This window comes from Flavobacterium sp. DSR3-2 (assembly GCF_049896525.1).
Classification (GTDB): Bacteria; Bacteroidota; Bacteroidia; order Flavobacteriales; family Flavobacteriaceae; genus Flavobacterium.
On the sequence record NZ_JAFCUM010000007.1, the window covers coordinates 165,305 to 187,141 of the forward strand.

Genomic DNA, 21,837 nt, shown 5'->3' on the forward strand with positions numbered 1-21,837 from the left:
CGTGACACAATAATCAATATTTTTGCTAATAAATTATTATATCATAATTATATGCATGCATAGTAAATTTTGTGAGTGTACTAATTTATTTATCATTAAATTAGCCTAAATTTTTGGAAACCCAAACCGATGAAAATAAAAATAACTGGAATAGGAAGTTATATTCCTGAGAAAAAAGTAAGCAACACTGACTTTAATAATCATGTTTTTTTGAATGAAGACGGAACAGATTTCGCCTACCCAAATGAAGTAGTCATTAATAAATTTAAAAGCATTACCGGCATAGAACACAGGCGTTATGCGGAAGACCATTTAAATTCTTCTGATTTGGCTTTTTTTGCTTCGCAAAAAGCCATACAAAATGCTGGAATTGATCCGGAAACTATAGACTACATTATATTTGCACACAACTTTGGAGATGTAAAACACGGAACAATTCAATCTGATATGCTTCCTAGTTTAGCCACCCGCGTCAAAAATAAATTACAGATAAAAAATCCAAAATGTGTCGCTTACGATATCCTTTTTGGCTGTCCCGGTTGGATTGAGGGAGTGCTTCAAGCTAACGCGTTCATCAAATCCGGAATGGCAAAACGTTGTTTAGTTATAGGTTCTGAAACCCTTTCTAGAGTGGTAGATGCGCACGACAGGGATTCTATGATTTATTCAGACGGAGCCGGCGCTTCTATTATTGAAGCTTCAGATGACGAAACTGGAATGCTAGCTTATGAAAGTGCAACGTATGCAAATGACGAAGCGGGGTATTTGTTCTTCGGAAAATCATACAATCCTGATTTAGATCCAGATACGCGCTACATAAAAATGTACGGACGCAAAATATATGAGTTTGCATTAAATCAAGTTCCCGCAGCCATGAAAAGTTGTTTGGACAAAAGCGGACTTGGCATTGACGACGTGAAAAAAATTCTAATCCATCAGGCCAACGAAAAAATGGATGAAGCGATAATCCAACGTTTTTATAAATTATACGATAGATCTGTTCCTAAAGACATTATGCCCATGAGCATCCATGAACTGGGAAACAGCAGTGTGGCTACCGTCCCAACGCTTTTTGACTTGTTAATTCGCGGCGAAATTGAAAATCAAACAATACACAAAGGTGATGTAATGATTTTCGCTTCTGTTGGAGCAGGAATGAACATCAATGCCTTTATATATCGATATTAATTCTTTTAGAATATGTTATTGAAGAGCTAATCCGGCTGTACATTGCAATTCCTCACTACAAAATTTGTTTTTCCAAGGTACAAGAAAGCTTCTTTTAGTCGCTTTTTGTACCTTGAAAAACTACATTCTGAAGCTCCGGGATTTTCATTCCCATCCGGGCTAAAAAACAATGCCAAAAAACACATTTATTACTATATTTGTGCCTTTGTGCCCTTGCGGCAAAATCCAAAAAACATGTACGAAAAAACGTTTCCCAATAAAAGATTCAAACACACTTTAGAATTCCTAAAAAAACATGTCTCAACATCGGAGACCATATTAGATTTAGGTGTTGAAAATCCTTTTTCTAAAATCATGAAATCCGAGGGATTTTCCGTTTCTAATACAACTGGAGAAGATTTAGATTTGGACCAGTCCGTATTTTCAAATGAAAAAAAGGATGTAGTAACTGCTTTCGAAATCTTCGAACATTTACTGAATCCTTTCACCATTTTAAGTGAAATCAAATCTGATAAACTTTTTATTTCTATTCCATTGCGTTTGTGGTTTTCACCAGCTTACCGCAGTAAAACGGACATGTGGGACAGACATTACCACGAATTTGAAGATTGGCAACTCGATTGGCTTTTGGAGAAAACCGGCTGGAAAATAATCGACAGAGAAAAATGGACCAATCCCGTTAACAAATTTGGTATCCGACCACTATTACGAAAATTCACCCCAAGATATTACATCGTTTACGCCGAAAAAATAAAATAATGAATTATTATATCGTCATTCCGGCGCATAACGAGGAAGCATTTATCGCTTTAACTTTAAATTCTTTGATTTCGCAAACCGTTTTACCCAAAAAAGTTGTTGTTGTCAATGACAATTCTACGGATAAAACTGCCGAAATAGTAACTGCTTTCGCTAAAGAAAATCCGTTTATAACTTTGGTAAATAAAACCTCCGAAGCGATTCATTTGCCGGGAAGCAAAGTCATTCAGGCTTTTCAAAAAGGGTATGAAACATTGGATAAAGAGTATGACATTATCGTAAAACTGGATGCCGACTTGATTCTACCCAACAATTATTTTGAAACTATCTTAACCATTTTCGAAAAAGATCCTTCGATAGGGATGGCTGGCGGATTTGCTTATATTGAAAAAAACGGCAAATGGATTTTAGAAAATCTTACCGATAAAGACCATATCCGTGGTGCCTTCAAAGCCTACAGAAAAGCATGTTTCGAGCAGATAGGGAATTTAAAACCCGCTATGGGTTGGGATACCGTTGATGAATTATTGTCAAAATTTCATGGATGGAAAGTGGTTACGGATGCTTCATTAATCGTGAAACATTTAAAACCAACTGGAGCAAACTACAACAAAACGGCCCGTTACAAACAAGGCGAGGCATTTTACACTTTAGGTTACGGGTTTCTTATCACCTGTATCGCTTCAGCAAAACTGGCGATGATGAAAAAAAAACCATTACTCTTTTTCGATTATATCAAAGGTTTCTGGAAAGCTAAAACGGCTAAAACTCCTTTGCTAGTAACCACAGAACAAGCAAAATTCATTCGCAACTATCGGCTGAAGAAAATGAAGGAAAAGCATTTTTAACTTTAAAAATCAAAAACTCCTGAATCAAAAGGATAACTCCTGACATTTTTTGTAATTTAGCCCATAATTGAAAAACTTATGATGCTCATCCGCTATATAACGCAAATAGGAAGATACTTTCTAATGCTTAAAGAAATTTTCAACAAACAGACAAAATGGTCTGTAATGAAAAAGCTAATTTTTAAAGAAATTGATGATTTGATCATAGATTCTCTTGGTATAGTTGCCTTCATTTCTTTCTTTGTTGGAGGTGTTGTTGCCATTCAAACAGCACTTAATTTAACCAATCCTTTAATTCCAAAATATCTTATTGGTTTTGCTACGCGACAATCGGTAGTATTAGAGTTTGCTCCCACTTTTATCTCCGTTATTATGGCCGGAAAAATGGGATCTTTTATCACTTCCAGCATAGGGACAATGCGGGTTACGGAACAAATCGACGCCTTAGAAGTGATGGGAGTAAATTCCTTAAACTACCTTGTTTTCCCTAAAATAATAGCTTTGTTACTATACCCGTTCCTGATAGGAATCGCAATGTTCTTGGGAGTTTTGGGCGGTTGGATGGCTGGAGTATATGGCGGTTTTATCTCAAGCGCTGAGTTTATAAATGGAACCCAAATGGATTTTATTCCGTTTCATATTGTTTACGCTTTTATCAAAACATTAATTTTTGCGATGCTATTAGCCACAATCCCTTCTTTTCATGGTTATTACATGAAAGGTGGCGCACTCGAGGTAGGTAAAGCCAGCACTGTATCCTTTGTTTGGACATCGGTTTCCATAATACTTTTCAATTATATATTAACACAGTTGTTACTAGGATCATGATAGAGGTAAAAAATATAGAAAAATCGTTTGGCGGAAACAAAATTCTTAAAGGTATTTCAACGGTTTTTGAAACTGGAAAAACGAATCTGATAATTGGACAAAGTGGATCTGGAAAAACGGTTCTACTAAAAAGCCTTTTAGGCATTCATACTCCAGAATCTGGAACTATTTCATTTGATGGCCGAATTTACTCCGAATTAAATCCGGATGAGAAACGAGAATTACGAACTGAAATCGGAATGGTTTTTCAAGGAAGCGCTTTGTTTGATTCCATGACTGTGGCGGAAAATGTTGGTTTTCCGTTACGAATGTTCACCAAAGACAATAATAAAAAAATTCAGGAGCGCGTTGACTTTGTATTAAAAAGAGTTGATCTAACAGAAGCACACAAAAAATTACCTTCGGAAATTTCTGGCGGAATGCAAAAACGCGTTGCTATTGCCCGCGCCATTGTAAACAATCCCAAATACTTATTTTGTGATGAACCCAACTCTGGTTTAGATCCTAATACAGCTATTTTGATTGATAATCTTATCAAAGAAATCACCGAAGAATACAATATCACTACGGTTATAAACACGCATGATATGAACTCCGTGATGGAAATTGGAGAGAAAATTCTATTCCTGAAAGATGGTTTAAAAGCCTGGGAAGGAAACAAAGAAGAAATTTTCAGAACCGATAATGAGGCTGTTGTGGCCTTTGTTTATTCTTCAAATTTATTCAAAAAAGTACGGGAAGCGTATTTGAAAGAGTAAAAACACTCTAAATCAAATGCTCTTTTTTCATCAACAGCAACAATATATTTGACAAAGGTTTAATACGCAACTACGTAATCCAAAATGATTTTTTGCTGACAATGATTTTAGACAGAGATAAATACGAAACAAATAATTGTATTTGCATATATCTATTTTTTAAAGTCATGTTTTACACCAATGTTGATTAGATTATTCATAACATGTTGATCATTGTCAAAAATAAGCGCTGGTATTTTTGCTTTTCGTCCACCAAAATAGGTTTCAAAATCAACATAGATCGCAGTTTTATTGTTCAAAAAATAATTTAAACCCAATCCTGAAATTGAACTTCCATAATTTTTCGGATAGTCAGTTTTTAAATTCTTAGAGTAATTGGTATAACTACTTTTGGTTTCAAAACTGTGCGCATACCCCATTTTCAAACTTCCGCTAAGGTTTTTAAAAATTCTAAACTCCCATTTTATAGCTACAGGAATAGAAACAACGGCTCCCTTAAAAATACCAGAATACGCATCGCTACCCAAATCAAACCAACTTCCACTATGTGTATCTGGTTTGTAAAATGAAACTCCGGTTTCAAAATATTTAATTCGTCCACTCAAACTCCAATGCCTCCCAGTATAATATTCTGCCAAAACTCCTCCCTGAAATGATTTATTGGGCTCCCCTAGCTTGAAAGAGGTTATGGTATTCGAACCCATTTCTGCACCAAAATACCAATTCCCTTTTGGATTGACGATTGCGGTTTCTGCAGTTTCTTGTGCGTTTATCAAAAAAGGTATAAAGATAAATACGAAACAAATGAATGCATTTTTCATATTTCTATTAACTAAAATGATAAAACTTTAGACAATATGAGCATAGTTGCGAATAGGAATAGTAGATTTTTCATAATTATATTCTTTTATGTGAAGTAGAGACAGCACTGTAAATATAAGATAAAATTTACATAGAATTATCGTAAAAAACCTTTTTCCTTTTAAAGTAGCAAAATAAGCAATTAATAATGAGGTTTTTATAGAATTATTATACATCCCAAAAACTACGTGAAGCGTATTTAAAAAAGTAAAAAGCTAGCTTGATTTCAACAGCTCGACCTCAGCATTTGGATTAAATAAATAGGTTTTCCCGGAACTCATTTCGAGACATTCAAAACGCTTCGTTCTTACTGCTATTTTCTTAAAAATCTTTCCGTTTTGGATTCGGAAAACACTTCCATAAGGGATTTCAAATACATAATTTTTATCATTTTGCTGGTCAAATTGTTTCAGTGCCAAAGCCAAAGTAGCATCAGTATCGCTGCTGGCTGTTGGATTTTTGAAATGTCTCGCCAGTAAAGGCAATAAATGATTAGGGAAAATTTCTGGTCGAATGTAAGGAATCATCAATCGTTGAAAAGAATATTTCCACTCATTCCCATGCGGTTTGATTTGTCGCCCAAATTTTTCAAAAGCCACCAAATGCGAGATTTCATGAATTAACGTAATCAAGAACTTGTATTTATTAAGATTTGAATTTACCGTGATTTCATGCTTTCCGTTCAAACCTTTTCGATAATCACCATGACGCGTCTGTCGTTCGTTGACAATCTTAAGATGCACTTGATTGGCAACAATAAGTTCGAAAACGGGTTTTACCGCATGCTCTGGAATGTATCTGGCTAAGGTTTCGCTCAAAACAATTGCAAATTATAAGTTAAGAATTATGAGTTATGAGTTTTTTTTAGAGGTTATTATAATACTTCGTATAATTTTCAAAACTTCATTATTTTGTTGGCAAATCGATTCAAATTTTAACTCGGAAATATAATTGGTTTCTTTTAAAAGTTCTAACCAATAAAGAGATTCATCACATTCTTTCTGGGCTATTGACAACTTATGAATATAGTCAGGCTTGCTTTGCGCATTTACAGCTTCACGGACATTTGCACCAACTGAAGTAACGGATCGCAAAAATTGTTTACTCATAATATATTCTTTCTTTTCAGCGACCAAGTATTTATAAAAATTCACACCTCTAATTGCCAACTCAAAACTCTTTGTTTTTACAATACTTTCACTCATAATTCATAACTTAAAACTTATAACTCTAAGTTATGGATTTGTAGAAGAAACTTGCAACACTTTGCCGTTGAAATATTTATTTCCGGTCAAAGTAAAATCATAAATATAATTTGCCATTTCACTCGCACTTATTGGCGCTTGATAGCCTGGAAAAGCTTCAGCAAGCATTTCAGTTTGCACCGAACCCAAAGCTAAAACATTGAAAGAAATCCCACGCTCTTTGTATTCTTCAGCTAACAACTCTGATAATGTAATAACGGCTCCTTTACTCGAACTGTAAGCAGCAAGTCCGGCAAACTTCAAACTTCCCTGAATTCCGCCCATAGAACTTATCGTTACGACATGGCTTCCTTTTTGTAGAAAAGGCAAACAAATTCGGGTCAAATTAGCAACTCCAAAAACATTGACTTTATAGATGTTTTCGAAATCTTCCTGAGTGGTTTCTGAAAAGGATTTCAACAATAAACTTCCCGCATTATGAATGACTGCGTCAATTTTTTTCCAAGACTTGGAAAGAAAATCGCTTACTTTCTCCAATTCAGATTCACTGGATAAATCAACAGAAAGACACGTAATATTTTCGTTACCCAATAAAGCTTGAGGAATTTTTCTGGAAATCGCTAATACTTGGTGTCCCGCGTTGGCAAATTGCAATGCCAACTCAAATCCTATTCCCCTGCTTGTCCCTGTGATGATAATATTTTTCATAGAGCAAAAATAAACAAAAACGATAAAAAACTAATGCTTTACACAAAGGATTCTTGATCTAATAAAAATTAAAGTTTCCTGTAATTTTACTTATTTTTGGCAAAGTAAATTAACATCTCAATTCCAAGAAAATGATAGAAAGCATACCATTAGAAATTGCAAAAATGAGCGACATTGATGGCGTATTAGCATTACAGGAATTGTATCTTGTTGCTAATTTATCCGAAAAAGAAAAAGCTTCCGGCTTTGTTACGACGCCATTTACAATTGAGCAACTAACCGAAGTTATTCAAAAATCAGAATTATTTATTGCCAAAGACAATGACAAAATCATTGCTTATGTTTTTACGGGAAGTTGGGATTTTTTCAAACAATGGCCCATTTTTAATTACATGAGTTCGTTGTTTCCCGAACTGACCTTTTTAGATTTTGACATCACCACAACCAATAGTTTTCAATATGGACCCATTTGTATTCACAAGAAATATCGTGGAAAAGGTTTGATTACGCCGCTGTTCGAATTCATGAGAACACACATGCTTTATAAATACCCATTGGGATTGACTTTTATCAATAAAATCAATATTCCATCCACCAAAGCACATACCGAAAAACTAAAATGGACCATTATTGGGGATTTTCAATTCAACAACAATGATTATTTAATTTTGGCTTACGATATGAATCAGGCGGTTTCTTTAACTATTTAAGCATTATGATTTCCTTAGTTGGTGTGTTTGCCATTTTAGTAACAGCCGGTAATAATTCTTGAATGAAAGAAGTCATGTGCGGAATATCCATAGCACTGAAATCATCCGAAACATGATGATAAAACTCAAAGTTTTCAAAGTCAAAAGTACTCACAGATTGGCAAGGCACTTTAAAAAGTTCGTAAAAAGAGTAGTTATCTGATCTGTAAAATAATTTATATTCGGCTTCTTTTGGAAGAAAACCAATGGTGTTTTTTCCTGTGTATTCGTTGATTTTTCCCGCCATATTCGACTTATCAAAACCGGTAATGTACGCTAGATAATCCCTTTTCATCGGCACACCAATCATTTCAATATTGAACTGGGCATACAATTTAAAATCTTGTGCTTTCAGTTTTTTCGCTAAATGTTTAGAACCCAATAAGCCTTTTTCTTCTCCTGCAAAAAACACAAAAAGAATGCTGCGTTTATTATTTTTGGCGATACTGAAATATTTGGCCATTTCAGCAACTGCAGTTGTTCCTGAAGCATCATCATTGGCACCATTATTTATAAAATCTCCATTCACCCCTTTTTTATCCAAACCAATATGATCGTAATGCGCGCTTAAAATTATAAATTCATTTTTTAGAACTGGGTCATTTCCTTCAACAACACCTACAACATTGAAGGCCGTTTCCTTAAAAGTTGATAACGTATCACGATACGATTTGAAATACGGTTTTACATTGTTATCCTTAAAAAATTGTTCTAAATAATCCGCAGCCTTGACCATTCCCGCTTTTCCTGTTTCTCTGCCTTCTAAGTCATCCGAAGCTAAATATTTCAATGTTTTAGCAACGTCATTTTCTTTTATTCTATATGCAATTGACAACGGTTCACTTGTTGCAGTCTCATTTACAATCGACGAAATTGGTTTGCAACACAAGAAAAGAAATGGAAGTAACAGAAAAACTTTTTTCATAATTAAAGCAGATTTTGGTTAATAAAGACAGCTATGCATTAGCGTTAAACTTATATATTCAGATTCTTTTTCGATAATATTTTTTGTACACTTTAATAATTTGAACAAAGGCTAAAACTACAAAAAACAACGGAATCACAACAGGAATTACATATTTAGAAAAGCTGGTTGTGTTTTGAGATAACGTGTTTAATATCAAAACCAAAGTCAGCATTCCCGCGAATGTGCCTATTAAAGTCCCTGCAATATAATACAGTTTGAGTTTATTTACAATGGAAATATAATTCCCATTAATCAAATACAGATTCCAACCGGTCCAAAATGGCACTTGAAGAAAATTGATCCCACTCAAAAAAACACCGATTAGAAACGGAGAATACATTGCATATTTTTCAAACACACCTTGCTGTTCCGTTGTTTGATTGGCACTGGCGTAAAAAGAATAGCCTATAACCAACAGAAAGAAAACGGCAAAAAAATCAATAAACTTCATTAATTTTTTATTGTTGACCAATTGCTTTGCAAAAATCAAAGTGAAATAAATCACAAACATTTCCACGCAAATGACGCCGAACAAAAAGAAAATCAAACTGTTCATCCCTAGTTTTATATAGATTTCAAAACCAATAACATTCAAATATCCCAACGGTATCGAACCAATAAAGCTTATTAAAAAACCAACAAAAATGTTCTTTAATGCTTTCATTATTTTAGAAATTTATAATTTTATTGCTTTGTTCCAAGTGCATTATATATTCCTTCATCCCGTCTTTGTGCAGTAAATAGGGAACACCATTTTTATGATTTGCAACGCTGATTTCATACATATACGTAATGTGACGCGCGAGTTCTTTCCATGCAAAAAACAAAGAATGTTTTGGGTCATAAATATGCGTGGGCTCGCTTCCGGCACCATTTAACTCCACAATCGAGAAGTGTAATCCTTGTTCTAATTCTTCAACTGTATGGTACATCACATCCAATCTCCCAAAGTAGAAACCCGGAATCTGTAAGCACATTTCGTTGATGGTTTGTGTCAATTTCGGGGTTACCCAATGACTTCCGTCAATGAATTTTGCGCCTCTTGCATGATTTCCGTAAGGCACCAAGTTTAGTTTTTCTCCTTTTGGAAGAATATCAAGTAGTTTTTTACCGTATTCCTGTTTTAAAACCTTTAACTGCATTTCGTACCGCGGATTTTCTTTGATTAATTCTTCTACGGTAGAGAAACCGTTTCCGGTTATAATCAAAAATTCTTTAGAAACTATTCCTGTAATTTTGCCCACTTTTTCATGAGGATAACGCACATAGAAAATTCCAATTTCGTTCTCGTAAGGAATTAAATCCTGCACTACGTAATCAAAATTTGCTTTATTAGCATATTCTTTTAAATCGGTAATCGAATTGATTTTTTTTACTGCAGATCCTCGCAGTCCAATATCCGGTTTTGCAATCAAAGGATACTTAATTTGTGCTACTTCAATCAAATTTAAAATTTTTTCCAGAGCAGTTCCTTCTTTTATTAATTCCGTTTTTGGATAATACTGTTGTGGAATCAAATCATAAATTTCTTTTTTGGACTCCATCATAAAACCGCCATTTTTTATGGTTGGATTTGAAGCGTTAAAGAAAAAAATAGATTTTGCCTTGATAGAATAATAGGACCAAAGAAAATAAATAGGAATGTAAACAATCTGGAAAGGCCAATATTCCCAATGCGTAATTTTATGAAAAAGTAGTTTGCTTCGCCTGTTCGTCATAACTCGGGTCAAATTAAGTTCTTTAAACAGTGATAAATGAGGTCGAAAAATCCTGCTGTGCAATTAAATCGTAATGCAATACAGCTACTTTATTTTTTTCAATAACCGATTGCGTGATACTCAACGTTTTCATCTCGTCATTTCTATTGATAACCAAACCGTTTTCATCATTTCCTTCTTCGGTGTAACGATGAAAATTGTGTATTTTTGATTCGGAAATTTCAGAATTATCATCCATAAAAGCATGAAACCAATTGGCTCGTTTTTCACGAACCGATTGCGAATACAAAGTTGAGGAAGACCAAATATGATTGTGATGAACATCAAGAGGAGTTGTTTGCTTTTCTTCTCCATTCCAGCGCAATTGAAAAAGCGCATTGTTTTGAAACAAAACTAAAGTAAAAGGTTCTATGTTTTCCAAATCAATTTCGGTCCAGAAATCCTTTGGCGAAAAGCTGCTAATCAGATCTAAAACAATTAAACCACGACTTTTTCGATACGGAAGTTTTACTTCATGTTTTTCATCAGCACCGTTTAATAACACCAAAATTATTCCATCCGCATTTGCAACAAACCAAGTTCCTCCGGCTTTTGGATCCTTTGGAAAAATAAGATTTTTTCCGTTTACGATATAATTATTTGGTGGTATTGCGCTCGGTCGTACCGTTTTTTCATCCCGATTGGAGGTAATGATAATTTTACCATTCGTTGCCACAAAACTTACTGTGCACATTGATTTCTATATTCTATTGTGGAGCGCGCAACGCCAAAATTAGGATCAATTGTCACTGTTTCACATTGCAAAATAGCCACTTTTATAAGCGCCTGATGATGAATGCAATGTTCCAGATTATACAATAATTCTCTAAAATAGTTGCTTTCAATTCGAATCTCCTCTCCGTCAATGATTTGTAACAGCTCGAGGTTTTTATTTTTTTTGTCTAAATTTTGTTGAATCGAAACAATATTTTCAATAGCAAAAGCGGTATCTGTTTGAATACGAGTGTTTCGTTCCCTTTTATCATAATTTACAAGACCTGAATCATATTGATTTTCTAAGCATTGAAACATCTCAAGAATATGTCTGGTATGCTCCCCAATAGTGGCATTACTCAATTCCGCACAAGAACTGGAATATTCTTTTTGAGACAATTGATTCAGCAAATCAATTAGTTCTCTTAAACTATTATTAATGGAAGGTATTAGCATATTTATATTTTAATTCAAAAATTCATTACATTATCTCTATCCTTAAAAGCTAAAATAACACAACAAAGAAAGGTAATTAGTGCCGAAATAAAAAGTGCACCACCATCATTTTTACTTCCTTTTTAAATACAAACAGAGTAACAAAAATTGAATTAACCGCATTTTCGTAACACACTGCAGCGCCAAACAACGGAGTTCTTCGGTTTAAAATTAAAATAGTCGCAATCAACTCCGCATTGCCTTTTAAATTTAATAGTGTCTAAAAAAATTCTTTCCGTAAATATATTAAAAAAACAAAATCCTTTCCAACCGAAATTAGAAAGGATTTCTATAATTATTTTGTTTTATTTACGAAACTAATCCTCTTGAAATTACGATTCGTTGTATTTCAGAAGTTCCTTCATAAATTTGAGTAATTTTAGAGTCACGCATCATACGTTCCACATGATATTCTGCTACGTAACCGTTTCCACCGTGAATTTGAACGGCTTCATTGGCAACTTCTAAAGCAATTTCTGAGGCGTACAATTTTGCCATCGCGCCAGAATGCGCAATATCTTTACCTTCATCTTTTTCGCAAGCCGCTTTCATCACCAATAATTTTGCTGCAGTTACTTTGACGTACATATCAGCCAGTTTAAAAGCAATTGCCTGATGGTTAAAAATTTCTTTTCCAAAGGCTTTTCTCTCATGCGAATATTTCAATGCAATTTCATAAGCACCAGTTGCAATTCCTAACGCTTGTGAGGCAATTCCTATTCTTCCGCCGTTTAAAACATTCATTGCAAAAGCAAATCCAAATCCGTCGGCACCAATTCTATTTTCTTTAGGAACTTTTACATCCGTAAACATTAACGAATGCGTATCGCTTCCACGAATTCCCATTTTTTTCTCTTTTGGACCTATATCAAATCCAGCCCAACCTTTCTCTACGATAAAAGCATTAATTCCTTTGTGTCCTTTTTCAATATCCGTTTGGGCAATTACTAAATAAGTAGATGCAGTTGACCCATTAGTGATCCAGTTTTTAGTTCCATTCAACAAATAATGATCGCCTTTGTCAATAGCTGTCGTTTTTTGCGAAGTCGCATCGCTTCCCGCTTCTGGCTCTGACAAACAAAAAGCACCAATCACTTCCCCTTTGGCAAGCGGCACTAAATATTTCATTTTTTGCTCCTCACTGCAATATTTTTCAAGACCAGCACAAACTAAAGAGTTATTTACTGACATGATTACAGCTGCCGAAGCATCAACTTTTGCAATTTCTGTCATTGCCAAAACATAAGAGATGCTGTCCAAACCAGATCCACCATATTTAGGATCTACCATCATTCCCATAAAACCTAGATCGGCCATCATTTTCACCTGCTCAGTTGGGAATTTTGAATGTTCATCACGTTCAATTACGCCCGGTAATAATTCTGCTACTGCAAAATCTTTAGCGGCTTGCTGAATCATTAAATGCTCTTCGGTTAGATTAAAATCCATATTTTAATTGTAAATTAATTGTTCTTAAATTTGTCCTCAAAAGTAATTATTAAATATCAGATTTCAAACGATTTCGTAAATTTAGCCTATGTTTAAAGAAAACTATACTATAATAGGAGTCATGTCCGGAACTTCGCTGGACGGCGTAGATTTGGCACACATTGTCTTTACTGTAAAAAATAATAAGTGGGAATTTGAAATCCAAGAATCTGAAACTATTTCTTATACAACCGATTGGTTAAACAAATTAAAAATAGCCGTCGATTTTTCTAAAACTCAACTAGAGCAATTGAATCAAGACTATACGCAACTTTTGGGTACGATTATTTCAAGTTTTATTAAAAAATACGAAATAAAAAATCTCGACGCCGTTTGTTCACACGGACACACTATTTTACACCAACCACAAAACGGATTTACTTTACAAATTGGCAACTTGCCTGAAATTGCTCGCTTAATTAACCAAACGGTAGTTTGTGATTTTCGGGCTCAGGATGTACAACTGGGCGGTCAAGGCGCGCCTTTGGTTCCTATTGGTGATCGAATTTTATTTCCTGAGTATGACTACTGCATGAATTTAGGTGGTTTTTCGAATATATCTTTTGAACAAAACAACAAAAGAATCGCCTTTGATATTTCACCTGTGAACACTGTTTTAAATTTTTATGCCAATCAATTGGGATTGGATTATGATGACAAAGGCAGTATTTCAAGAACCGGAATTTGTAACGAAGATTTATTAAATGGATTAAATGATTTGGATTATTACCAAAAAAAACATCCTAAATCATTGGGTTTCGAATTTGTAAAAGAAACTATTTTGCCTATTTTCGAAAGCTATTTTATTCCAATAAAAGACAAATTATACACTTTCACGGAACACGTGGCTTTGCAAATTACTTTGGCTTTGCCAAATAAAAACGGCAGCCTTTTCATAACTGGCGGTGGCGCTTACAATGATTTTCTCATCGAGAGAATTCAGTACCATTTACCAGAAATGAAAATCATAATTCCTTCAGCTAAAATATTGGAATTCAAAGAAGCGTTGATTTTTGCATTACTCGGTGTTTTAAAATTACGCGGAGAAATCAATGTTTTGAATAGCGTTACAGGAGCAAAAGAAGATCACAGTTCTGGAACTATTTATTCTCCTAAATAAAATTAAAAATAGATAATTCACATTATTCTATTTTTTATATTTGCCAAAATTAAACATATCGCAACAAATGAAAGATTTATTAAAGAAATTCGAAAATAAAGAACCTGAAATAGTTTTCCATTGGAAAGATACAGAAACGGAAGCTGAAGGATGGACAGTCATTAATTCGCTACGTGGTGGCGCTGCCGGTGGTGGTACTCGTATGAGAAAAGGGTTGGATATGAATGAAGTTTTGTCTTTGGCAAAAACCATGGAAGTGAAATTTTCGGTTTCTGGACCTGCAATTGGAGGCGCTAAATCTGGAATTAATTTTGATCCGAATGATCCAAGAAAAAAAGGCGTTTTACAACGTTGGTATAAAGCCGTTTCTCCTTTATTAAAGAGTTACTACGGAACTGGCGGCGATTTGAATGTAGATGAAATTCATGAAGTAATTCCTATGACGGAGGAATGTGGAGTTTGGCATCCCCAAGAAGGTGTTTTTAACGGACATTTCAAACCGACCGAAGCAGATAAAATCAACAGAATTGGGCAGTTACGTCAAGGTGTGGTGAAGGTGATTGAAAATCCAAAATTCTCACCCGATGTTTCCAAAAAATATACTGTTGCCGATATGATTACCGGTTATGGTGTTGCTGAAGCCGTTCGTAATTATTACACGATTTATGGTGGAGATGTGAAAGGAAAGAAAGCAATCGTTCAAGGTTTTGGAAACGTAGGGTCAGCTGCCGCATTTTACTTAGCCGAGATGGGTGCTAAAGTAATTGGTATTATCGACAGAGATGGTGGATTAATAAATGAAGAAGGATTCTCTTTCGAAGAAATTAGAGCTTTATTTATAGCCAAAGACGGAAACAAACTGGTTGCCGAAAACATGATTCCGTTTGAAGAAATCAATCAAAAAATATGGACAATCGGTGCTGAAATATTCACTCCGTGTGCCGCTTCCCGATTGGTCACTCAATCACAAATTGACAGCTTAATTGCAAATGGTCTTGAAGTAATTTCCTGTGGTGCGAATGTACCTTTTGCCGACGCAGCAATATTTTTCGGTCCAATTATGGAAGATGTAGATCATAAAGTGAGTTTGATTCCTGACTTTATTTCTAATTGTGGGATGGCTCGTGTTTTTGCTTACTTTATGGAAAAGAAAGTACAAATGACAGATGAAGCTATATTCCAAGACACCTCAGAAATCATCAAAAAAGCAATCGAAAAAACGCATGCTTTAAATCCAAGTAAAACTAATATTAGTGCCACTGCTTTTGAAATCGCACTAAAACAGCTAACTTAAATTAAAATAGTATTCTTTAACCCGTTGGGTGTAATTCAATTTGTTTAAATTTTTAACCATATAGAAACATAGATTTTCACATTATCAAAGGCGTTTCACTTTTTTAGTAAAAACCATAGCTAGGTGAAACCAAGAATTGGGCTATCTGACTTTTTTTTTCTATGTTTCTATGTAGTTCAATTTTTTTATTTAAAATTAATCTAAATTTTTATTAATATTACCCAACGGATTATTCTTTAATATTTATCGGAACTGGGATTAAGCAGATTTTATAGTCTATTTAATCCCTTTTCTTATTTTTAGTTTTAAGCGAAAGCGATCTTATTTATATTCCGGAAGTAGCTTTTTACTCTTAACAATTTTTAGTACTTTTCAACGTTTTTTAGTAATACACTTTTTAAAATTTAAAATACAAATGAGTTCCACCATTTCATCAGATCAAAAGAAATCCTTAGCACTATCCATTCTTTTGTATGCGACAATGTTGTTGATATTATTTTTCATCCGATTTTGGCCTCCTGCAAACATGGATGAACTTGCCGGTGGCGGAGGTGGCGGTGGCGTTACTGTGAATTTTGGCGACAGCGATTTCGGTTCTGGAGCAGATTATAAGAGTGAAATTTTGGAAGTAAAAAACCAAACCAGACAAACGCCTGCAAAATCAACTCCGGACGAAGCTATTTTATCGCAAGAAAACAGCAGCGAGGAAAGTGTCGTGATTCCGACGAAAGAAAAGACTAAAAAACCAACAGTAGTCGTAAAAGAAGAAACAAAACCCGTGGTTGTAAAACCTAAAGTTTCTAACAATACCAATGATGCTTTATCCAGCATCATGAAAGGATCCAATAAAGGCGGTGACGGGGATGATAAAACAGCTGGGAACAAAGGAAAATCTAACGGAAGCTTAAGTTCTAACGGTTATTATGGAACAGGTGGTTCTGGTGGAGGAACAGGTGGAGGAAACGGCACTGGAACCGGAATAGGAACTGGAAGCGGCTATGGCTCCGGAAGCGGCGGCGGAACAGGGAGTGGTTCTGGCGGCGGCGTTGGATATTCGTTAGGAAACAGAAAAGCAGTTTCTAAACCCGCGCCAAAATACACGTGTAATGAACAAGGAAAAGTTGTTGTTGAAGTATCGGTAGATAGATCTGGAAGGACTGTAAATGCTGTTGCCGGTGTAAAAGGAACCACTAATACCGCAAAATGTTTACTAGACCAAGCCCGAATTGCTGCTATGAATACGAGATGGGATGCCAGCAGCGATGCTCCGGAAAAACAAGTCGGAAAGATTGTTTATAATTTCAATTTGAATTAAAACAATTAGGAGTAGTAGTTTTTTGTAAACAGTAACTATTCTTGTCATCGCAAATAATCTGGCAGATCACGAATCTGCGTGAGGGATAGCAGCAAGTACCGAAGTACTGCGGATAGCCCGACCGCAATATGAAAAGGGGCTAATCAGCATAAAGTTGATTAGCCCCTTTTCCTATTGTGGTCACGCCCAAATAAAGAATTGCTTCGTAAAAACAAGCAATGCCTTACTTGGGACTGGTAGCAATCACAAACTTCAGATTGTTCTTCACTCCTATTTGCAGTACATCGACTAAGTCTTGTACTTGCAAATTGAATGGAATGCGAACAATAACCGTTTGATCCTTTTCTGTATTCATCTTAGACATCAGCGTAGTTTCTAGTTCTTCAAATGAAACAGGCTGTTTGTCAATGTAGAATTTTTTATCCTCAGTAACGGATAAGCTAATGTATTGCTTGTTTGTCTTCTCGTTGGATTGTGCTTTTGGCAACGTCATCTTGATAACATTAGGATTAGCCAAGGTTGATATAATCAAGAAAAACAACAACAGAAAAAACATAATATCACTTAATGAAGAAGTCGCGACCTCGGCATGAAATCTTCTTTTACGTTTTATAGACATGTTACGATCTTTGAATAATATTTACAAACTCTAATATTTGTTTTTGAATTTTTAAAGCAAAATTATCAATCTTGCCGTTTAATAAATGATACCCGCTGTAGGCGATAATTCCAACAATTAATCCAGCACCACTACTGATCATTTTTTCATACAATCCTCCGGAAATATTACCGATACTAATATTTTCAGTTACCGAAATGCTGTAAAATATTTTTATAACTCCTGAGATTGTTCCAATAAACCCTAACGTGGGCGCAATTCCGGCAATAAGTCCCAGATGGCCTAGATGCTTTTCCATTTCTCCAATTTCGATATCGGCAGCACGATCCATATTGGATTCAATTTCGATAATAGGTCTGCCAATAACCAAAATTCCTTCCTTGATAATATTGCCTGAGGCACTACTATTTCGTTCTGCAATAGATCGAGCCAAATCAAGATTTCCGGAATTTAAATTATCGCGTACATCACGCATCAAAAGAGTATCAATTTTAGATGCTTTACTGACATACAAATAGCGTTCAATGATCAAATAAAAAGTGTAAAATAATAAAATCCCAATCGGGATCAACCACACACCGCCTTTCAAAAGAAATCCTAAAGTAGATATTTCGGTATTTGGAGCAATTTTTTCGATAACTACGTTTGAAGCAGCGTTGGTAATGGTGTCGGCCTGTAATTGTATAAAACTAAACATATAATATTATTGTATTTCAATCATTAATTCTAAAAATTATTTCAATTTTGCACTAAAGATACTTTTCGATGTACTATTAAACTAAAAAAATCGAAAAATATTTTAAACAACCCTATTTTATTACAAAAATGAATTATCAGGAAACCACAAATTGGATGTTTAATCAACTCCCGATGTACCAGCTTCAGGGCGCTTCGGCCTACAAAAAAGATTTAACCAACACGCATTTACTCTTAGCACACCTTGAAAATCCACAGGAGAAAATAAAGTGCATTCATGTTGCGGGAACTAATGGAAAAGGCTCGACCTCACACATGTTGGCATCCATACTTCAAGAAGCGGGTTATAAAGTTGGGTTATACACTTCCCCACATCTAAAAGATTTTCGAGAACGCATTAAAATTAACGGAAAAGATATTTCTGAAGAATTCGTCACTAATTTCATTAATAAACACAAAAGTTTTTTTGAATCCAATGACATGAGTTTTTTTGAAATGACCGTTGGATTGGCTTTTGATTATTTTTATAAAGAAAAAATAGACATCGCCGTTATTGAAGTAGGAATGGGCGGAAGACTGGATGCAACCAATGTCATTACCCCTCTCGTTTCAGTAATAACAAATATAGGAATGGATCACATCCAGTTTTTGGGCAACACACTTGATGCCATCGCATTTGAAAAAGCGGGCATCATAAAACCTAATATTCCAGTAGTAATTGGCGAATACACCCCTGAGACCAAACCAGTTTTTCTGGATAAAGCTACAGAATGCAACTCGAAAATATATTTTGCTTCTGATTTAATTTTAGAAACCTATCCTTCTGATTTAATTGGTGATTATCAGATGCACAATAAGCAAACAGTTTTACAGACTATTACTGTTTTAAATGCCCAAAAGGAATTTATAATTACTTCAGAAAACATAAAATCCGGATTATTACAAGTTATAAGAAACACAGACCTTCAAGGGAGATGGCAACAGATAAATGAATTTCCAAAAGTTATTTGTGATACCGCACACAACAAAAACGGATTAGAAATTGTTTTAAAACAAATACAAAAAGAAGAATTTGATGATCTACATATCGTTTTAGGAGTCGTAAACGACAAAGATTTAGATGAAATTCTACCATTATTCCCAAAAAAAGCCAAGTATTATTTTTGCAAACCCAATATTCCTCGCGGACTGGATGCGGTAATTCTAAAACAAAAAGCAGCAGCTTTTGAATTAACAGGAGAAGTATACAATTCTGTTTCAGAGGCTTATCAAAAAGCAATTGAAAACGCTGGGAAATCTGATTTTATATACATTGGAGGCAGCACCTTTGTAGTAGCAGAAATTTTATAATTTTTTTGGTTTTTCCTTGCAAATCTAGAAAAGGGGCGTATATTTGCAAACGCAATGACGGAAACGAAAGTAACTAAAATTGCATTAGGGCGATTAGCTCAGCTGGTTCAGAGCACCTCGTTTACACCGAGGGGGTCGGGGGTTCGAACCCCTCATCGCCCACCATAAGAGACAAGTTAGAAATATTCTGATTTGTCTCTTTTTTATTTGACTCTAACTGCCCATTAATCAAGTACATTAGCTGTACTGCTTCATTGATTCTTGTGGTTCGAAATCCAATTCCATCATATATCAAATTCTCAGGATATATTGAACCAATCAAATCTCTACATACCACAAGTTCAGAATTATCATAGATAGAATGAATCCTAAGCAAATTTTCAATTCCCTGATTAAGTAATTTTTCAATATCATCTTGATCAGTATCTATTCCTGAGTATTTTGCTTGAAGCCTTGCTAATGTCTCACCATAATCAGATTTTATATCTCTGTAGTCTGCTGAGTCAATTTGATTTGTCATAAGTAAATCTCGAGCCTTACTTAATCTACCTTCATAATCCTTTATTTGCTTTAATAACTGAGCCTTTTCATTTTGCCTTTCCTTTGTTTGTTCTTTATAAGCTTCTAGAATTATGATACTATAAACTTTTTTATATTGTCGTTTCGGAGCATATTTTAAAAGTTCCTTTATAAACATTTGATTTACATCATCAGCATTGGAGCGATAGGTGCAACCTTTATAACAATGGTAATAGGCGTAATATTTATTACGCCCTTTTGATTTACTTCCAGACAACACTTTTCCACAAACTGGACATATTAAAAACCCTCTTAAAGGAAGCTCTAAAATAGTTTCAACTTTAGCACGAATTACTTTCTTTCTTCCGTCTACTACATCTTGAACTTTATAAAATAATTCCTCGCTTATAATTGCTTCATGCTGTCCATTGGCTAAATAGCTCTCTTCATCCTTATACTGAGGGACTTTTATTTTTCCGCAGTACAAAGGATTCCTAACAGCAAGCCAAAAACTGTGCTTTCCTGTTTTTATACCTTTTTTCCTTGCCAGTCGATGAATATCCTCAGTGCTAAAAATACCTTTTGCAATTTCTTTAAATGCCCAACGCATTATAGATGCTTCAGGCTCTTTAATTGCAATATATTTACTGCCGTCTTCTTTTGATCTATTTGCATATCCTATTGGCGCTTGACTGACATATCTTCCTTCTTTCTTTGCTCTACGCATACCATGAAAAACATTTAACGCCCTTCTATCATTTTCTACCTCTGGAACAGCCAAATAAAAGGCGAGCATCATTTTGTTTTCAGGAACAGATAAATCCAAAGGCTGTTCTATGGCTTGTGGCTCAACTCCAAGTTTTCTTAAGATGCTAATCATTTGATAAGCATCTCCTGCATTTCTACTGAATCGATCCCATTTGGTAAATAAAAGTAAATCCGTTTTGCTTTTAAATCTTTTTAAGTTAACCAATAACAATTTCCACTTTGGTCTAAGAAATGTTTTGGCAGAATGATCTTCATAAATAACATCCCTTACTGCAATATTATTTATCTGGCAGTATTTTTTTAGTACTTCTTCTTGGTTTCTTTGTGAATATCCTTTGTCGGCTTGTTCGTCCGTACTCACTCTCACATAAAGGTCTGCTATTTGTTTCATTTTGTTGATTTAAAAAATTAGATACTGTTATACTCGCTAGTTTGCGCATAAATTCCAAGATTATCCTTGCTTGGTCAAGTGTCAGGTCTAAATTTTCTTTTTTGAACATTTTTAAAGCTTGTTCATCTGTAAGTCTCCCTCTTTCATTTTTTTCATTGTTTTCCATTTGTCATCTCACTTCATTAAAAAAAGACCATTACTGGTCTTTTTTGTTCAACAATCATCTATCGCTATAAAGATAAGATCTTGATTTGTAATGATCATAAGTAAAATATATCTATGATGACTATGAATTGTTATTCTTTGATAATATTTTCATCATCATTTCTAGAATCTGCAGGAAACAATATTCTTATTTCATTTAGCAGCTCAAATTCATCACTTGGGAATAGTTGCAAAGCAATCCCCAGTATTAAACCTACATCAATTGACTGATTTTT

At 34.7% G+C, this 21,837-nt stretch carries 24 protein-coding genes and 1 tRNA gene; 11 read left to right on the forward strand and 14 right to left on the reverse strand.

Annotated elements, in window-relative coordinates; genetic code table 11:
- Positions 1–129: 129 nt before the first annotated feature.
- The 5 genes from ACP7AV_RS10495 (at position 130) to ACP7AV_RS10515 (ending at position 4,381) form a co-directional block, all read left to right on the forward strand.
- The gene (locus ACP7AV_RS10495) at positions 130–1,188 is read left to right on the forward strand and encodes a 3-oxoacyl-ACP synthase III family protein (RefSeq protein WP_426063403.1); all 1,059 of its coding nucleotides are present in this window, start codon (positions 130–132) and stop codon (positions 1,186–1,188) included.
- 234 nt (positions 1,189–1,422) lie between these two features.
- On the forward strand, positions 1,423–1,947 hold the full coding sequence (locus ACP7AV_RS10500) for a methyltransferase (protein WP_426091906.1): 525 nt from the start codon (positions 1,423–1,425) through the stop codon (positions 1,945–1,947).
- Positions 1,947–2,795 (forward strand): glycosyltransferase family 2 protein, encoded by an 849-nt coding sequence (locus ACP7AV_RS10505; RefSeq protein WP_426091907.1) that lies wholly within the window; start codon positions 1,947–1,949, stop codon positions 2,793–2,795. The genes ACP7AV_RS10500 and ACP7AV_RS10505 overlap by 1 nt, the downstream gene beginning before the upstream one ends.
- A gap of 78 nt (positions 2,796–2,873) precedes the next feature.
- Positions 2,874–3,623, forward strand: a complete 750-nt coding sequence (locus ACP7AV_RS10510) for an MlaE family ABC transporter permease (RefSeq protein WP_426091908.1) — start codon at positions 2,874–2,876, stop codon at positions 3,621–3,623.
- Positions 3,620–4,381 carry an ABC transporter ATP-binding protein gene (locus tag ACP7AV_RS10515; RefSeq protein WP_426091909.1) on the forward strand — a complete coding sequence of 254 codons (762 nt, stop codon included), beginning with the start codon at positions 3,620–3,622 and terminating at the stop codon, positions 4,379–4,381. Before ACP7AV_RS10510 ends, ACP7AV_RS10515 begins: the two co-directional genes overlap by 4 nt.
- Positions 4,382–4,533: 152 nt before the next feature.
- Here the strand turns inward: ACP7AV_RS10515 and ACP7AV_RS10520 are convergent, their stop codons facing one another.
- The 4 genes from ACP7AV_RS10520 to ACP7AV_RS10535 form a co-directional block, all read right to left on the reverse strand.
- Entirely contained in the window at positions 4,534–5,202 is a 669-nt protein-coding gene (locus ACP7AV_RS10520) for an outer membrane beta-barrel protein (RefSeq protein WP_426091910.1), read from the reverse strand.
- Positions 5,203–5,457: 255 nt separating this feature from the next.
- Complete coding sequence (locus ACP7AV_RS10525) at positions 5,458–6,060, reverse strand: SprT-like domain-containing protein (protein WP_426091911.1); 603 nt, start codon at positions 6,058–6,060, stop codon at positions 5,458–5,460.
- 33 nt (positions 6,061–6,093) lie between these two features.
- Positions 6,094–6,447: a four helix bundle protein gene (locus ACP7AV_RS10530; RefSeq protein WP_426091912.1), complete on the reverse strand. Its 354-nt coding sequence runs from the start codon at positions 6,445–6,447 to the stop codon at positions 6,094–6,096.
- 30 nt (positions 6,448–6,477) lie between these two features.
- Positions 6,478–7,155, reverse strand: coding sequence for an SDR family NAD(P)-dependent oxidoreductase (locus ACP7AV_RS10535; protein ID WP_426091913.1), 678 nt, complete (start codon positions 7,153–7,155; stop codon positions 6,478–6,480).
- Positions 7,156–7,286: 131 nt separating this feature from the next.
- On the opposite strand from ACP7AV_RS10535, the gene ACP7AV_RS10540 reads away from it, so the two are divergent.
- On the forward strand, positions 7,287–7,865 hold the full coding sequence (locus tag ACP7AV_RS10540; RefSeq protein WP_426063392.1) for a GNAT family acetyltransferase: 579 nt from the start codon (positions 7,287–7,289) through the stop codon (positions 7,863–7,865).
- On the opposite strand, the gene ACP7AV_RS10545 is transcribed toward ACP7AV_RS10540, so the two are convergent.
- From ACP7AV_RS10545 to ACP7AV_RS10570, 6 genes are all read right to left on the reverse strand, one after another.
- Positions 7,858–8,829: a M28 family peptidase gene (locus tag ACP7AV_RS10545; RefSeq protein WP_426091914.1), complete on the reverse strand. Its 972-nt coding sequence runs from the start codon at positions 8,827–8,829 to the stop codon at positions 7,858–7,860. The two genes, ACP7AV_RS10540 and ACP7AV_RS10545, sit on opposite strands and share 8 nt — an antisense overlap.
- A gap of 58 nt (positions 8,830–8,887) precedes the next feature.
- Positions 8,888–9,535 carry a hypothetical protein gene (locus tag ACP7AV_RS10550; protein ID WP_426091915.1) on the reverse strand — a complete coding sequence of 216 codons (648 nt, stop codon included), beginning with the start codon at positions 9,533–9,535 and terminating at the stop codon, positions 8,888–8,890.
- Positions 9,536–9,539: 4 nt separating this feature from the next.
- Positions 9,540–10,589, reverse strand: coding sequence for a D-alanine--D-alanine ligase (locus tag ACP7AV_RS10555; RefSeq protein WP_426091916.1), 1,050 nt, complete (start codon positions 10,587–10,589; stop codon positions 9,540–9,542).
- A 22-nt stretch (positions 10,590–10,611) separates the two neighbouring features.
- Positions 10,612–11,322, reverse strand: a complete 711-nt coding sequence (locus tag ACP7AV_RS10560; RefSeq protein WP_426091917.1) for an NRDE family protein — start codon at positions 11,320–11,322, stop codon at positions 10,612–10,614.
- Positions 11,310–11,798: a DinB family protein gene (locus tag ACP7AV_RS10565; protein WP_426063387.1), complete on the reverse strand. Its 489-nt coding sequence runs from the start codon at positions 11,796–11,798 to the stop codon at positions 11,310–11,312. Before ACP7AV_RS10565 ends, ACP7AV_RS10560 begins: the two co-directional genes overlap by 13 nt.
- Positions 11,799–12,146: 348 nt before the next feature.
- Positions 12,147–13,286 carry an acyl-CoA dehydrogenase family protein gene (locus tag ACP7AV_RS10570; RefSeq protein ID WP_426091918.1) on the reverse strand — a complete coding sequence of 380 codons (1,140 nt, stop codon included), beginning with the start codon at positions 13,284–13,286 and terminating at the stop codon, positions 12,147–12,149.
- Between the two features lie 88 nt (positions 13,287–13,374).
- Between ACP7AV_RS10570 and ACP7AV_RS10575 the strand changes: the two genes are divergently transcribed.
- The 3 genes from ACP7AV_RS10575 to ACP7AV_RS10585 all read left to right on the forward strand — a co-directional run bounded on the left by ACP7AV_RS10575 (position 13,375) and on the right by ACP7AV_RS10585 (position 17,054).
- Positions 13,375–14,445: an anhydro-N-acetylmuramic acid kinase gene (locus ACP7AV_RS10575; protein ID WP_426091919.1), complete on the forward strand. Its 1,071-nt coding sequence runs from the start codon at positions 13,375–13,377 to the stop codon at positions 14,443–14,445.
- Between the two features lie 67 nt (positions 14,446–14,512).
- Entirely contained in the window at positions 14,513–15,739 is a 1,227-nt protein-coding gene (locus ACP7AV_RS10580) for a Glu/Leu/Phe/Val dehydrogenase dimerization domain-containing protein (protein ID WP_426091920.1), read from the forward strand.
- A 415-nt stretch (positions 15,740–16,154) separates the two neighbouring features.
- The gene (locus tag ACP7AV_RS10585; RefSeq protein WP_426091921.1) at positions 16,155–17,054 is read left to right on the forward strand and encodes an energy transducer TonB; all 900 of its coding nucleotides are present in this window, start codon (positions 16,155–16,157) and stop codon (positions 17,052–17,054) included.
- 223 nt (positions 17,055–17,277) lie between these two features.
- Here the strand turns inward: ACP7AV_RS10585 and ACP7AV_RS10590 are convergent, their stop codons facing one another.
- Positions 17,278–17,673, reverse strand: a complete 396-nt coding sequence (locus tag ACP7AV_RS10590; protein ID WP_426063382.1) for an ExbD/TolR family protein — start codon at positions 17,671–17,673, stop codon at positions 17,278–17,280.
- A gap of 1 nt (position 17,674) precedes the next feature.
- Entirely contained in the window at positions 17,675–18,370 is a 696-nt protein-coding gene (locus tag ACP7AV_RS10595) for a MotA/TolQ/ExbB proton channel family protein (RefSeq protein WP_426063381.1), read from the reverse strand.
- A 128-nt stretch (positions 18,371–18,498) separates the two neighbouring features.
- Here ACP7AV_RS10595 and ACP7AV_RS10600 point away from each other — a divergent pair, with 128 nt between their 5' ends.
- Positions 18,499–19,719, forward strand: a complete 1,221-nt coding sequence (locus tag ACP7AV_RS10600) for a bifunctional folylpolyglutamate synthase/dihydrofolate synthase (RefSeq protein ID WP_426091922.1) — start codon at positions 18,499–18,501, stop codon at positions 19,717–19,719.
- 87 nt (positions 19,720–19,806) lie between these two features.
- A tRNA-Val gene (locus ACP7AV_RS10605) sits at positions 19,807–19,884 on the forward strand.
- On the opposite strand, the gene ACP7AV_RS10610 is transcribed toward ACP7AV_RS10605, so the two are convergent.
- Complete coding sequence (locus tag ACP7AV_RS10610; protein ID WP_426091926.1) at positions 19,841–21,397, reverse strand: recombinase family protein; 1,557 nt, start codon at positions 21,395–21,397, stop codon at positions 19,841–19,843. The genes ACP7AV_RS10605 and ACP7AV_RS10610 overlap by 44 nt on opposite strands.
- Positions 21,285–21,563 (reverse strand): hypothetical protein, encoded by a 279-nt coding sequence (locus tag ACP7AV_RS10615; RefSeq protein WP_426091923.1) that lies wholly within the window; start codon positions 21,561–21,563, stop codon positions 21,285–21,287. Before ACP7AV_RS10615 ends, ACP7AV_RS10610 begins: the two co-directional genes overlap by 113 nt.
- Positions 21,564–21,837: the final 274 nt, after the last annotated feature.